This window comes from Pseudomonas sp. KCJK9058 (assembly GCF_046230975.1).
GTDB classification, from domain to species: domain Bacteria; phylum Pseudomonadota; class Gammaproteobacteria; order Pseudomonadales; family Pseudomonadaceae; genus Aquipseudomonas; species Aquipseudomonas alloputida.
Genome location: NZ_JBJJLR010000008.1, coordinates 106,642 through 119,493 on the forward strand (window position 1 = coordinate 106,642; position 12,852 = coordinate 119,493).

Consider the following 12,852-nt stretch of genomic DNA (forward strand, 5'->3'; position numbering starts at 1 on the left):
TCGCCCCGCAGGAGCACTCGGGGTCTTCAGGCGCTGTCCAGGCCCGCCGCGTAGAATGCGCGGCGTGCCCGGCGCGTCGAAAACTGCTGGCCTTAAAACAACCACAAAGTCGCCCGCCAGGAGACAGGAAATGCCAATTGCGAATGCAACCACGGTCCACAGTGACATCGACCATGGCACGAAAGCGCTGTACAGCAAGATCACCTGGAGGCTCATCCCCTTCTTGTGTTTCTGCTACCTCGCAGCTTATCTGGACCGCATCAATGTCGGCTTCGCGAAGCTGCAGATGCTCGAAGACCTGCAGTTCAGCACAGCGGCCTATGGCCTGGGTGCCGGGCTGTTCTTCGTCGGCTACATCATCTTCGAAGTACCGAGCAACCTGATCCTGCAGCGCGTTGGCGCCAAGCTGTGGATCGCCCGCATCATGATCACCTGGGGCCTGCTGTCGGCCTGCACCATGTTCGTCACCAGCACCACCCAGTTCTATATCCTGCGTTTTCTGCTGGGTGCGGCCGAGGCCGGCTTCCTGCCAGGCGTGTTGTACTACCTGACCATGTGGTACCCCACCTATCGCCGCGGGCGCATCATTGCCCTGTTCATGATCGGGCTGCCGTTGTCGAGCGTGATTGGCGGGCCGATTTCTGGCTGGATCATGGGGCATTTCGACCAGGTTCAAGGTTTGCATGGGTGGCAGTGGCTGTTCCTGCTGGAGGCGATCCCCAGCGTTTTGCTCGGCATCCTCACGTTCTGGGCATTGCCTAACCATTTTCAGCAGGCTAAGTGGCTGTCGGCTGACGACAAGGCACAACTGGCGGCAGACCTGGCCGCCGACGATGCCGAGGGCAAGGACAGCAAACACAGCTTCCGCGATGGCTTCTTCAACCTTAAGGTGTGGATGCTCGGTGGTATCGACTTTTCGATCCTGCTCAGCGCCTATGCGATGGGCTTCTGGATGCCGACCTTCATCCGCGATGCGGGCGTCAGCGACACCTTCCATATCGGCCTGCTCACGGCCATTCCAAGCCTGGCCGCGCTGGCTGGCATGCTCATGATCGGGGCCAGCTCCGACCGCCACCGCGAGCGCCGCTGGCACATCATCGTGCCGTTCATCATTGGTGCAATCGCCATGGCCAGCAGCACCTTGTTCAGCCAGAACCTGGTGATGACCGTGGTGCTGTTCGCCATTGCCTCGGCGGCGATCATCGGCGCGGTGCCGGTGTTCTTCAGCCTGCCGGCGACCTTCCTCAAAGGCACCGCAGCCGCCACCGGCTTTGCCCTGGCCTGTTCGGTAGCCAACATCGCCGGCCTGGTGAGCAACTCACTGATGGGCGTGGTCACCGACCTCACCGGCACCTCGCACGCTGCGCTGTGGGTGTTTGCCGGCTGCCTGATCCTCAGCTGCTTCCTGGTCATCGCCTTGCCGGCCAAGCTGGTCAACCGCTAGCGGCCCAGCGCTTCACGCAACGGCAGGGCAGGCGGGCCGGGGGCCCGCCTGCCGACCTCTCTCGATGCAACCCGCACGCCGGTGGCCATGCAGTGCCGCCGCGCCGGGTTGCTGTTGCCCAAATCCAGGAGTAGCCCTTATGCAAGGTTTCACTGCGCCGCGTTTTTCTTCGTCTGCACGCCTGGCCGGCGGTTGTATTGCCGCCGCTTTGTGTGCAGAGGCCACGGCAGAAGAGGCCGGTTTCATCGAAGGTGCCCGCGCCACGCTGCAGGCGCGCAATTACTTCTTCAGCCGCGACTATGCCGATATCAAGGGTGCCAGCACCCAGTCGCGTACCCAGGAATGGGCGCAGGGGTTTATCCTCAATGCCAGCTCCGGTTATACCCAGGGCACCGTTGGCGTGGGTGTGGATGTTACCGGCCTGCTGGGTTTCAAGCTCGACAGCAGCCCGGAACATGCCCGGTCCGGGTTGCTGCCCAGCCTGGACAGCGGCAAGTCGGCGGACGAATACAGCCGCCTGGGTGCGGCGATCAAGTTCAAGGTGTCGCAAACCGAGCTGAAGGTGGGCGAGTTGATGCCCAACCTGCCGGTGCTGCTGTTCAGCGATTTGCGCCTGCTGCCGCCGACTTACCAGGGCACGATGCTGGAGTCGCGCGAGTTCGCCGGGTTGACCCTGAGCGCCGGCCAGTTCCGCTCCACCAGCCTGCGCGACTCGTCCAACAGCCAGAAGATGTACGCGCTGGTCAACGACCCGATCAACCCGGCGCGGCTGGCGCGCTTTACCAGCGACCGGTTCAACTACGTGGGTGCCGACTATGCCTTCAACGACAACCGTACCAGCGTCGGTGTCTGGCAGGCGCAGTTGGAGGATATCTACCAGCAGCGCTTCTACAGCTTCAAGCATGCCGAGCCGATCGGGGGCTGGACGCTGGGGGTCAATGCCGGTTACTTCGATGCCCGCGAGGACGGGAGCAAGGTGGCTGGCGACTACGATAACCATGCGCTGTTCAGCCTGTTCTCGGCCAAGACCGGCGGGCATACCTTCTATGTGGGCTATCAGCAGATCGGCGGGGATGACGGCTTTATCCAGGTAGGCGCCAACACCAACCCGATGGGTAATACGCTGCCGACCTATGAGTTCTCGGCACCGGGTGAACGCTCGTGGCAGGTGCGCCATGATTACAATTTTGTCGCGTTGGGGCTTCCGGGGCTGACGTCGACCCTGCGTTATGTAAAGGGGCGAGACGTGGAAACAGGGCTGGGCTTTGAAGGGCGTGACCGCGAGCGTGACCTGGACCTGGCCTACGTGGTGCAAAGCGGGCCGTTGGCCGGGCTTGGGATACGGGTGCGCAACGTGATGGCGCGCTCCAACTACCGGACAGATATCGATGAGAACCGCTTGATTCTGAGTTACACGATCAAGGTGTTCTGAGGGGGTAGATGGCCCGGCGCCAGCTCGGTTCCCGAAGCAACCCTGTGCTGCGAAGAAGCAATCACGGCCTAAGGCAGTCGTTTGCCTGACCGCCCTCTTCGCAGCGCAAGGCTGCTCCTGCACGGTGATGGGTAGGTTTGAGCTGTGGAGCATGACAATTGCCCTTGCAGGTCACTGCAAGGTGTCGGGCTTCAGGTTATCTGGCAGTTGCCGAAGGGCCTCCTCAAGCCGAGCGATCGGCCCAGTGAGTTGATCCGCTTCCTTGTCCTTGCCTTCACCTCTTAAGCGCTCACGCTCAACGCGTAGGTTAAGCAGATTTTTCTGCAACTTCAGTGCAGAGGTTTTGAACGAGTCCATGCTTTTCTCACGCTGTAGGCTTCCGTACCGTTGTAGGAAAAATGGACCGTAGCAGCTCGAATTTGCCGGAGAAACTGATGTTTCATACAGGCAAGACTCATTGCAACGCCCTTTCCTACAGCGTGCGGTAAACAATCCTACAAGCCGTGTTTCAGATCGTGTCCTCCCAAACAAGCTCAATCTACCGTATTGGCTGGGTTCAGGCGCTTTCGAGGGGCAGCGCACTTAACGCAGGTACTGCAGGCGTGTTTAGAAACTTCATGTATCAATTCCCGGCCCGCGAGCGACAGGTGCTCAGCGTCAACCACTGCGGCTCAATTCACCCCAGCGGCATCTGCGCATCACATCTGATCCGCTTTTTTTCCATAAACCTGAATCTGTAACCGTATCAGCCCAAGCTCGACAATGTGCCCATTCCCGCATCACAACTGTAGAGGTTCCAATGGGCAAGCTGGCGCTGTTCCTGGGTGGTTTTCTGCTGCTGACCATTCTGATTGGTATTCTTGGCACCATTCCGCCAAGCTGAGTTCACTGCTTTTTCCCCTGCGCGGCCCGTCCACTTCAAGCGACGGGCCCAATCCATCGGCAAATGGCCGGTAATCTCTTTGATTGCACTGCTGGATCAGCAGTAGGTGCAAGTCATTCTCAAGTGCAGAAGCCTCGTTTAGCTCCCGCCGCCGCGCATTCGGTGGAGTTTGGCCTTGGCGTCGATACGCGCGGTACGCAGGCGTGGATCGAGCTGGTCAAATTGGCCAATTCGGCGTGTCTGCTTGTGCGATAAGTCGTTCTTTACGCTGGGAAATCTGTCCACAAAAAACGTGGGTAGGTCTGTGGATAAAGTGCTGCAAGCCAGACCCGCGGCGGGCTCTGTTAAATTGAGCAGAAATTGAACAGTTGTTTTATGGCCTGTTTCAGTGGAGCGGGCCGGCTCGGCGTATGGCTGCCAGCAAGTCACGTACCCGCGTCGGCAACTCGCCGGCAGGGTACACAGCGTGCATCTGTGGGTCCTGGCCGCTGCTGGACGTCAGGCGGTACTGCGGACACACCCGCACCAGGCGGCCGGCCTTGACCTGTGCTTCGCCGACCCAGGCGGCAAGGCGGGCGATGCCGGCGCCAGCCAGGGTGCTGTGGTATACCGCGCCTCCTGAGCCCAAGCGAAGCCTGGGCCTGGGGCGCAGGCTGGTGATCTGGTCATCGTGGCAAAAGTGCCAGGCCTTGAGGATGCGTGGCGCGGTATGCAGGATCAAGGTGTGTCCCTCTAGGTCTTCCGGGTGTTGCGGTGTGCCAGCCAGGGCCAGATATGCCGGGCTGGCATACAGGTGGCGCTGGTAGGGCCAAAGCGGGTAGCCGATAAGCTCGCTCGATTGCGGGAAGGCACCGCGCACCACGAAATCGAATTTACCTTGCAGCGGGTCAAGGGCTTCGTCGCTGTACTGCACGTCCAGGGTCACCTGAGGGTGGCGGCGGGAAAACTCGGCAAGCACTTGCGGTAGCACATGCTCTCCCAGCAGTTGCGGCGCGGCAAAGCGAATCCAGCCTTGGGCGCTGCCGCTGAGCGCGGCCAATTCGTCGGCTGCATCGCGTTGCACATCCAGCAAGCGTTCGGCATGCGGCAGCAAGCGCTCGCCGGCCTCGGTCAGGGTGACGGCGTTGGCGTTGCGGTTGAGCAGTTTGCTTCCCGCATTGTCTTCCAGGGTTTGCACCGCGCGTGTAACTGCGCTGGGTGAACGCCCCAGGGCGCGGGCGGCAGCAATGAAGCTGCGCTTGTGTGCCACGCTGACGAACGCTTGGATTTCCCGCAGCATGTCCAGTGCCATTGCCTGCTCCTCGTTGCATTTATCGCAATATGGCATTTCAACACAAGTGTGCCACTTTGATTAGCCTTGCAGGCGTCTTCACTGCCTGGAACCGCGTCATGATGGATATTGCTGTGCTTTCTGTGTTCGCCTTCGCCGCTGGGTTGATCGACGCTGCGGTGGGTGGCGGCGGGCTGATCCAGATCCCGGCCTTGTTCAACGTATTGCCCTCCGCGCAACCGGCCGCATTGCTCGGCAGCAACAAATTGGCGTCCGTGTGCGGCACGGCCTTCGCGGCCCGCTCGTTCATCCGTAAAGTGACGCTGGATTGGGGGTTGATCGTACCGGCGGCACTCAGTGCCTTTGTCATGTCGTTCGCGGGGGCCGCCACGGTGTCGCTGGTACCCCCCAGCGTGATGCGCCCGGCGGTGCTGGTGCTGATCGTGCTGATGGCTGTCTACACTTTCTGCAAGAAGGACTTCGGCACCTTGCACACACCTGCCCAGGTCGGCCGCAAGGAGCAGTGCCTGGCAGTGCTGATCGGCGGCGCTATCGGCTTCTACGATGGCCTGTTCGGCCCGGGTACCGGTAGCTTCCTGATCTTCCTGTTCATCCGCTTCTTCGCCCTGGACTTCCTGCACGCCTCGGCTTCGGCCAAGGTGGTGAACATTGCCACCAACCTGGCGGCACTGGTGTTCTTCGTGCCGACGGGCAACGTGCTGTACGCCATAGCCTTGCCCATGGCGGCGTGCAACATTCTCGGCGCGCTGACCGGTACCTGGCTGGCGGTACGCAAGGGTGCCGGGTTTGTCCGCGGGCTGTTCCTGGTGCTGTTGTGTGTGCTGATCGCCAAGCTGTCGTGGGACCTGCTGGCCGGCTAGTTCAGATCACCAGGCGCTGTACTTCGGCCTGTTCGACGCGGTTGCGGCCCCGGGCCTTGGCCCGGTACAGCGCCTGGTCGGCACTCGCCAGCAGTTCGTCGAGGCTGGGGGCCGGCATGTCCGCGTCGCAGCCTGCCACACCGATACTCACGGTAATCTGCAGACGCTGGTCGGCCTGTACCACGTGCAGGTCTTGGATGGCGCGGCGCAGGCGTTCGGCGATGAAGTTGGCCCGCTCTGGCGCAAGTCCGGGCAGGATGACAACGAATTCTTCGCCACCCAGGCGTGCGATCAGCTCATCGTTGTGCAGCTGGTCCTGGAGGGTGCTGGCGAATTGGCGCAGCACCTGGTCACCGACTGCATGGCCGTGGGCATCGTTGATTGACTTGAAGTGGTCGATGTCCAGCATCATCAGGGTCAGCGGCAGCGCCTGGGCGTGCTGTTGGCGGCTCTCCAGCAGCGCGTTGGCGCGGCGTGTGAAGGCGCTGCGGGTGAGCACACCGGTGAGGTGATCGACGGTGGCCTGGTGCGCCAGGCGGGCCATGAGGCTACGGTTGGCCTGGCTGACGCAGGCCACCACCAGCGGCCCGAGCACCAGCATGGCGATGCCCAGGCGCGCCGACATCAGCGTGGTAACCCCAGGTTCGCTCTGTGGCACGCTGAAATGCATGAGGTTTTGCGCCACGGCCACAATCAGCGTACTGCCGGCCGTGAGCGTCAGCAATGAAACCAGGAACGGTGAGTAGGTCCAGGCACACCACAGTAACGCGGCAATCGGGAAGGCAATGGCCCCAGGGCCACCAAAGGCGATGCTGAATGCCAGCGAGGCCAGCAGCACCAGCAACGGCGCCAGGCGGATGGGTTGCGCGCCGCCGCGCACCAAGGCCCGCACCGAGGGCGCTGTAAGCAGCACCGGCAGTACCAGCACACCGGTCGAGAACTGTTCGCTGAACCAGGCTAGCCAGGTGGCGCGCAACGACTGTTCGAACCACGGTGCGGCCATTACCGCTGCCATGCTGGCCGCCACCATGGCAGCGGCGGCGCAGGCAGCGAACACGCTAAGCACGCCACGCGGGCTGCGCATGCGCCGGTGCATGCGAGGCAAGCGCGACATCAGCTGCCATAGGGTGACCACCACGCCAAGATTGCACAGGTTGAACCACAGAGCCGGCCCCCAGGCGCTGCCACACAGCAGGTCGGCCCCCACCATGGCCAGCCACACCAGGCAAAAGCCCGTAAACGTGGCTTGACGGGGGTAGCGCAGGAGTACGCCGGCCAGTACCGCATTCACTGGCCAGAATAGCGACAGCGATTCGATCGGGCGTGCCAGGATGCCGCCCAGGGTGAGGGCGAAGGTCACGCCAAGTACAACGACATAAGGCAACACGCGCGATTGGGCTGGAAAAACCATGAACTCGACCGGCAAGCGGAAACGAAATCCAGGACAACGCGATAGAGCACCTGGGACAATTACCCGCAGTGTGTTGGGTCAGGGTGGTTGATGTCAATCTGCCGCGATTGGCTGCGATAATGTCAAATTGCCTCTATTCCTGGCCGCTTTCCTCACAACCCGAAGAACCACGGCACCATCACGACGGTAACCAGCATCACCAGCACGGTGAACGGCACGCCAATCTTGACGAAGTCAGCAAAGCGGTATTGCCCCGGCCCAAGCACCAGCGTGTTGACCGGCGATGACACCGGCGTCATGAATGCCGCCGACGCGGCCAGCGCGACGGTCATGGCGAACGGGTAGGGCGACATGCCCAGCTGCACTGCAGTGCTGACAGCCACCGGTGCCATCAGAACGGCGGTGGCGGTGTTGGAGATGAACAGCCCGATCACTGCGGTGACGGCGAACAGGCAGGCAAGAATGGCGCTGGGGCCGGCATCCCCCAGCACGTTCACCAGCCCACCCACCGCCAGGTCGATGCCGCCGGTTTTCTGCAGCGCCTGGGCGAAGGGCAGCATGCCCACGATCAGCACCAGGCTTTGCCAGTGGATGGCGCGGTAGGCACTGTTCATGTCGATGCAACGGCCTGCGCCCATCAGCAGGCAGCCGATCAGCGCTGCCATGACATTGGGTACGGCGCCGCTGACCATTAGCCCGACCATTACCGCCAGGCTAAGCAACGCTTGCGGTGCGCGGGTGCGGGCTGGTGCGACCAGGTCGATCTCGGCGGGCAGGCTCAGGACCAGGAAGTCTTTGGGCTTGCTCTGCAACTGGCGTACCGCCTTCCACGGGCCGACCACCAGCAGGGTGTCGCCAAGGCGCAGCTTTTCTTCCACCAGTTGCTCTTCGATAGCGGCCTGATCGCGGCGCAGGCCGACCACGTTAAGGCCATAGCGGGTGCGAAACGCCAGTTCGAGGATGCTCTTGCCGATCAACTGCGAGCCGGGTGGCAGCGAGACCTCAGCCATTCCCAAATCCTGGGACTGGTCGATGAAGTAGGCGGCCTTGAAGTGCAGCGGCTCCAGGTGCATGGTTTGGCACAGGCTGCGCAGGTCGTCATGCTTGGCGAACAGGTCGAGCAGCAGCACGTCGCCCTGATGCAGTACGGTGCCCGAGTCGGCCGCGATCACGCGCGTGGTGAACTTGTGTTGGCGCTCGATACCGATCACGTTGGCGCCGTGTCTGGTGCGCAGTTTCAGCTCGCCAAGGTTGTGGCCGATCAGCGGCGACTGAGGGCGGATGCGCAGGCGTCGTTCACGGCCGTTGAGCTTGTAGTCCAGGACCAGGTCCAGCAAGGTGCGGCGGCTTTCCACCCGGCCGTCCTTGCGCACTTCACCGTTGAGCCAGTGGCGGGTCAGCAGCATGTACCCGATGCCCAGCACCAGCACCACCAGGCCAAACGGGGTAAAGCTGAAGAAGCTGAACCCTGCTTCGCCATGGCGTACCAGCTCGCTGTGCACCACCACGTTGGGCGGTGTGGCGACCAGGCTGAGCATGCCACTGATGAGGCCGGCAAAAGCCAGTGGCATCATCAGGCGGCTGGGTGAGAGCTGCAGGCGCGCAGCGATGCTCAGCACCACCGGGATAAAAATGGCCACCACGCCGGTGGAGCTCATTATCGATCCCAGCCCGGCCACCGCCACCATCAGCAGTACCAGCAGGCGCGCCTCGCTATTGCCGGCCCGCTCGCTCATCCATTCGCCGATGCGATAGGCAATGCCGGTACGCACCAAGCCTTCACCAATCACGAACAGGGCGGCGATCAGCACCACGTTGGGGTCGCTGAACCCGGCCAGGGCCTGTTCCACGGTAAGGATGCCGAGTAGTGGCAGGGCGAGAATCACCAGCAGCGCGACCACGTCCATGCGTGGGCGGTTGATGACGAACAGGGTAATCACGATGGCCAGCAGGCCGAGGACCCAGAGCAACTCATGGTTCATGGGGAGGGGGTGTTCCTTCACACGGGGCACGATAGACAGTAGCAGTCAGTGTGCCAGCTTGTCGTGAAGGGGGTGTTGATGTGCTGCAACAAAAAGGGCCGCTATGCGGCCCTCCGGTCACGGGGTCAGTGACGGTGGCGGTGGTGCTTCTTGCTGCCGCGGTTGTCGTCGCCCAGATGGTTGCCGAGGGCACCACCGGCCGCGCCGCCCAGGCCGGCACCCACGGTCGAACCGGTCTTGCCGCCTACTGCGCCGCCCAGCAGCGAGCCGCCGGCCGAGCCCAGGCCACCGCCGATGGCGGCTTCGGTACGGTTGCCTTTGCGCGCACCGACAGCGCTGCCGGCTGCGCCGCCAACGCCGGCACCGATGGCTGCGCCGGTCTTGCCGCCGAGCTGTTGACCAACAACGTTGCCCAGGACACCCCCCAGGCCACCGCCAATGGCGGCAGTACCGTCACCGGCGAAAGCGCCCTGGCACAGCAGCAGGCCTAGGGCAAGGGAAGGCAGAGTCAGACGCATGATACGAACCTCAAAGGAATCATCAGGATAAGTTGCCGCGCAACGGGCGGCAGGTCAGGGCTGAAAGGACGCTTCAGCGGTAGTAGCGGTCACCGCGGTATTGCCGATCGTCATCGTCGTCGCGGTCATGGCGGTGGTGGTGGCGATGGTCACGGTCGCGGTCACGCCAGCCGTCGTCATCATGGTAGCGATGGCTATGGCAACCTGTGGTCAGCAGAACAACAGCAACCAGAGAAAGGCTTGCAAGACGCGTGAGCACGATATAGGTCCTTGATCCGCATAGGTTTACGGGGCACCTTTTAAGACTGGGGCCGATCGATTTGGTTTCCTGGGCGGGCAAAAAAATTGTGCTTCAAGTGATCAGCGCCAAGGCGTCCGTCTGAAAGAACGGGCGGTGGCGCTGACCGGCATTGATCGTTCCAAGCGTATCAACACGTTCTGGCCATGCTTGGCCGGCGGCGAAGTGCTGTGCAATGGGGCGCCTTGGCCGGGGCGTGTCGAATCAGGATGCCGGTTGAATCGCCAGCACCACGCCATTGGTGATCTGCACCAGCACGTAATGCTTGCCCATGCGCACCCAGTGGCTTTCCTTTTCCGGGTCGGGCAGGCCTTTGGCTTTCCAGTCCTTGACGGCCTGGTCATCGCGTTTGTACTGGTCCGGGGCCTTGTCGCCGACGTTCAGTTCACGGTTGTGGGTTTCGGGGGCGGTGATGCTTTCTTCGCTCGAGGGGGCGGCGCTGACGCTCAGGGGCAGGCAAGGCAGGGCGGCGAGTAGCAGGTAGTGCAGTTTCATGATGCGTTCCTCGTGATGGCATGTTTTATCTGCGACAGCGGCAAGTGCGCGGCAATTCACTCGGGATGCCTGCCAGTGCTAGAGTCGCCTTCTTTTTTGCGACCCCGAGGATGGAACATGCGTGCGATTCTGCCGTTGGCTGCGGTGCTGATGCTGGCCGGTTGTGCTTCTGCGACCATGGAAACGGCGCGTGGCGGCAAGCCGACTGCGCAGCTCGACTCGCACAAGGCGCCAGAGCTGGTTGCCCAGTGCATCCAGTTCAGCTGGCAGGAAGAGAAGGTGTTCGGTGATGACGCCAGCGGCTACCTGGAACCGCGCAAGCAGGGCGGTTTCACCGTGTTTACCCGTGAGGCCGAAGCGTTCGTGGACGTTTACCCGCAGTCGGGCGGGACGCGTGTGGATTACTACGCGAAGCAGAACGACGGCGTGGCCCTGCAGCGCCGAGCGGCTGCTGCAACCTGCCTGTAACGGCTGGCGCAATCGCCGCTCCTGTAAGGGCCCGTGCATTCAGGGTACTGAGCAAGGCAGTTGTTGCCACAGCAGAGGCGCGCGGGCTTTACAATTTTTATCAAGTCAGTTGTGTCGCAGGGCGCGGGGTGACGGCTAGCATAAGGTGCTTCCACGCAAGGACGACACCATGGACCGTTCACTGCAACTCAACCGTATAAGCTGGGATGAGCGTGCCCCGTTGCACGCCGCTTCGAAGGACTACGAGGTCGAGCGCCTGGTCCAGCAACACGGGCACTTGTCCGAAACCGTACGCTTCGACCTGCCATTGCTCGGTGACATCGACGGGCTTGATACGGTCCACTTGCAGTGCCACATCGGCACCGACACCCTGTCGCTGGCGCGCCTTGGCGCCAAGGTTTGCGGGCTGGATTATTCCAAGGCTTCGCTGGCCGAGGCACGGGCATTGGCCGAGCGATGCGCGCTGCCCATCCAGTATGTCGAGTCTGACGTCTATGCCGCCGACAAGGTACTGCCGGCGGGTACGTTCGACCTGGTCTACACCGGTATTGGCGCGCTCTGCTGGTTGCCCCGCATCGAGCCATGGGCACGCACCGTCGCAGCACTGCTGAAACCGGGCGGGCGGCTGTTCCTGCGCGACGGGCACCCGATGCTGATGGCTGTCAACGAAGATCATCAGGACCGCCTGCAGCTCGAATATCCGTATTTCGAGCACGAAGCGCCGACGGTGTGGCACACCGACCAGACCTACGTCGAAACCGATCAACGCCTGACCCACACCGAAACCCACGAGTGGAACCACGGCCTGGGTGAAGTGATCACCGCCTTGCTGGCTCACGGCCTGCAGCTGACAGCGCTGGTCGAGCACCAGAGCATCCCCTGGGAGGCGCTGCCGGGGCAGATGGTCAAGGGCGAAGACGGCGAATATCGCCTGCGCGAGCAGCCTGCACGCCTGCCCCTGAGTTACACCTTGGTCGCCGTCAAAGCCTGATCAGGACAGGAAGCCACCGTCGACATTGAGCGTGGTGCCGGTGGTGTAGCTGGAGGCATCGCTGGCCAGGTACAGCACCGCGCCCGCCATTTCCTTGGGGTCGGCCACGCGCTTGAGCGGGATCTGTTGCAAGGCGGCGTTGAGGATGGCTTCGTTCTTCACCAGTGCCGAAGCGAACTTGGTGTCGGTCAGCCCCGGCAGTAGCGCGTTGCAGCGAATACCAAAGGGTGCGCACTCTTTGGCGAACACCTTGGTCATGTTGATGACCGCCGCCTTGGTCACCGAATAGATGCCTTGGAACAGCCCAGGTGAAACACCGTTGATCGACGCCACGTTGATGATGCTGCCGCCGCCGTTCTCGCGCATCAGCTTGCCAGCCTCCACTGAAATGAAGAAGTAACCACGGATGTTCACGTCCACGGTCTTCTGGAACGCCCCTGGGTCGGTGTCCAGCACATTGCAGAATTGCGGGTTGGTGGCGGCGTTGTTGACCAGCACGTCCAGTCGCCCGAACTGTTCGCGAATGCCAGCGAACACCTGCTGAATCTGTTCCAGCTCACCAATGTGGCAGGCCACAGCCGTGGCCTTGCCGCCGGCGGCAATGATGGCGTCGGCTACCTGCTGGCACCCGTCAAGCTTGCGGCTGGAAACGATCACATGGGCCCCTTGCTGCGCGAGCAAGTGGGCGATGGCCTCGCCGATGCCTCGGCTGGCGCCGGAAACAAAGGCAATCTTGCCGTCGAGGTCGAACAGGTGGGTCTTGGACATGCTGTTTTCCT

Annotated in this window: 13 protein-coding genes; 5 read left to right on the forward strand and 8 right to left on the reverse strand. The window is 62.3% G+C overall.

Going from position 1 to position 12,852, the window contains the following annotated elements:
• Positions 1-130: 130 nt before the first annotated feature.
• Both ACK59Z_RS07500 and ACK59Z_RS07505 read left to right on the forward strand, forming a co-directional pair.
• On the forward strand, positions 131-1,444 hold the full coding sequence (locus ACK59Z_RS07500; protein ID WP_003251108.1) for an MFS transporter: 1,314 nt from the start codon (positions 131-133) through the stop codon (positions 1,442-1,444).
• A 139-nt stretch (positions 1,445-1,583) separates the two neighbouring features.
• On the forward strand, positions 1,584-2,876 hold the full coding sequence (locus ACK59Z_RS07505) for an OprD family porin (protein ID WP_108190556.1): 1,293 nt from the start codon (positions 1,584-1,586) through the stop codon (positions 2,874-2,876).
• Positions 2,877-3,047: 171 nt separating this feature from the next.
• Here the strand turns inward: ACK59Z_RS07505 and ACK59Z_RS07510 are convergent, their stop codons facing one another.
• Together ACK59Z_RS07510 and ACK59Z_RS07515 are read right to left on the reverse strand one after the other, a co-directional pair.
• Complete coding sequence (locus tag ACK59Z_RS07510; protein WP_020192496.1) at positions 3,048-3,233, reverse strand: hypothetical protein; 186 nt, start codon at positions 3,231-3,233, stop codon at positions 3,048-3,050.
• A gap of 911 nt (positions 3,234-4,144) precedes the next feature.
• Positions 4,145-5,050: a LysR substrate-binding domain-containing protein gene (locus ACK59Z_RS07515; protein WP_409292719.1), complete on the reverse strand. Its 906-nt coding sequence runs from the start codon at positions 5,048-5,050 to the stop codon at positions 4,145-4,147.
• A 98-nt stretch (positions 5,051-5,148) separates the two neighbouring features.
• Here ACK59Z_RS07515 and ACK59Z_RS07520 point away from each other — a divergent pair, with 98 nt between their 5' ends.
• Positions 5,149-5,910 (forward strand): TSUP family transporter, encoded by a 762-nt coding sequence (locus ACK59Z_RS07520; protein ID WP_003251098.1) that lies wholly within the window; start codon positions 5,149-5,151, stop codon positions 5,908-5,910.
• 1 nt (position 5,911) lies between these two features.
• Here ACK59Z_RS07520 and ACK59Z_RS07525 read toward each other — a convergent pair whose 3' ends face one another.
• From ACK59Z_RS07525 to ACK59Z_RS07545, 5 genes are all read right to left on the reverse strand, one after another.
• A complete protein-coding gene (locus ACK59Z_RS07525) occupies positions 5,912-7,336 on the reverse strand; it encodes a GGDEF domain-containing protein (protein ID WP_108190555.1) in 1,425 nt (474 codons plus the stop codon).
• 137 nt (positions 7,337-7,473) lie between these two features.
• Complete coding sequence (locus ACK59Z_RS07530) at positions 7,474-9,303, reverse strand: SLC13 family permease (RefSeq protein WP_108190554.1); 1,830 nt, start codon at positions 9,301-9,303, stop codon at positions 7,474-7,476.
• Between the two features lie 125 nt (positions 9,304-9,428).
• Entirely contained in the window at positions 9,429-9,821 is a 393-nt protein-coding gene (locus ACK59Z_RS07535; protein WP_003251091.1) for a glycine zipper domain-containing protein, read from the reverse strand.
• A 73-nt stretch (positions 9,822-9,894) separates the two neighbouring features.
• Positions 9,895-10,080, reverse strand: coding sequence for a hypothetical protein (locus tag ACK59Z_RS07540; RefSeq protein ID WP_409292722.1), 186 nt, complete (start codon positions 10,078-10,080; stop codon positions 9,895-9,897).
• Positions 10,081-10,323: 243 nt separating this feature from the next.
• The gene (locus ACK59Z_RS07545) at positions 10,324-10,614 is read right to left on the reverse strand and encodes an RcnB family protein (RefSeq protein ID WP_019750959.1); all 291 of its coding nucleotides are present in this window, start codon (positions 10,612-10,614) and stop codon (positions 10,324-10,326) included.
• A gap of 117 nt (positions 10,615-10,731) precedes the next feature.
• Between ACK59Z_RS07545 and ACK59Z_RS07550 the strand changes: the two genes are divergently transcribed.
• Both ACK59Z_RS07550 and ACK59Z_RS07555 read left to right on the forward strand, forming a co-directional pair.
• The gene (locus ACK59Z_RS07550; protein WP_012051882.1) at positions 10,732-11,082 is read left to right on the forward strand and encodes a hypothetical protein; all 351 of its coding nucleotides are present in this window, start codon (positions 10,732-10,734) and stop codon (positions 11,080-11,082) included.
• A 169-nt stretch (positions 11,083-11,251) separates the two neighbouring features.
• Positions 11,252-12,073: a bifunctional 2-polyprenyl-6-hydroxyphenol methylase/3-demethylubiquinol 3-O-methyltransferase UbiG gene (locus ACK59Z_RS07555; RefSeq protein WP_003251085.1), complete on the forward strand. Its 822-nt coding sequence runs from the start codon at positions 11,252-11,254 to the stop codon at positions 12,071-12,073.
• Here ACK59Z_RS07555 and ACK59Z_RS07560 read toward each other — a convergent pair whose 3' ends face one another.
• Complete coding sequence (locus ACK59Z_RS07560; protein ID WP_108190552.1) at positions 12,074-12,841, reverse strand: SDR family oxidoreductase; 768 nt, start codon at positions 12,839-12,841, stop codon at positions 12,074-12,076. It lies immediately after the preceding gene.
• Positions 12,842-12,852: the final 11 nt, after the last annotated feature.

What these genes read in the sequence shown, in the direction of transcription:
- ACK59Z_RS07505 (WP_108190556.1), top strand. Translation starts at nt 1,584, where the DNA reads ATGCAAGGTTTCACTGCGCCGCGTTTTTCTTCGTCTGCACGCCTGGCC.
- ACK59Z_RS07560 (WP_108190552.1), bottom strand. Translation starts at nt 12,841, where the DNA reads ATGTCCAAGACCCACCTGTTCGACCTCGACGGCAAGATTGCCTTTGTT.
- ACK59Z_RS07545 (WP_019750959.1), bottom strand. Translation starts at nt 10,614, where the DNA reads ATGAAACTGCACTACCTGCTACTCGCCGCCCTGCCTTGCCTGCCCCTG.
- ACK59Z_RS07500 (WP_003251108.1), top strand. Translation starts at nt 131, where the DNA reads ATGCCAATTGCGAATGCAACCACGGTCCACAGTGACATCGACCATGGC.
- ACK59Z_RS07550 (WP_012051882.1), top strand. Translation starts at nt 10,732, where the DNA reads ATGCGTGCGATTCTGCCGTTGGCTGCGGTGCTGATGCTGGCCGGTTGT.
- ACK59Z_RS07510 (WP_020192496.1), bottom strand. Translation starts at nt 3,233, where the DNA reads ATGGACTCGTTCAAAACCTCTGCACTGAAGTTGCAGAAAAATCTGCTT.
- ACK59Z_RS07535 (WP_003251091.1), bottom strand. Translation starts at nt 9,821, where the DNA reads ATGCGTCTGACTCTGCCTTCCCTTGCCCTAGGCCTGCTGCTGTGCCAG.
- ACK59Z_RS07530 (WP_108190554.1), bottom strand. Translation starts at nt 9,303, where the DNA reads ATGAACCATGAGTTGCTCTGGGTCCTCGGCCTGCTGGCCATCGTGATT.
- ACK59Z_RS07515 (WP_409292719.1), bottom strand. Translation starts at nt 5,050, where the DNA reads ATGGCACTGGACATGCTGCGGGAAATCCAAGCGTTCGTCAGCGTGGCA.
- ACK59Z_RS07555 (WP_003251085.1), top strand. Translation starts at nt 11,252, where the DNA reads ATGGACCGTTCACTGCAACTCAACCGTATAAGCTGGGATGAGCGTGCC.
- ACK59Z_RS07520 (WP_003251098.1), top strand. Translation starts at nt 5,149, where the DNA reads ATGATGGATATTGCTGTGCTTTCTGTGTTCGCCTTCGCCGCTGGGTTG.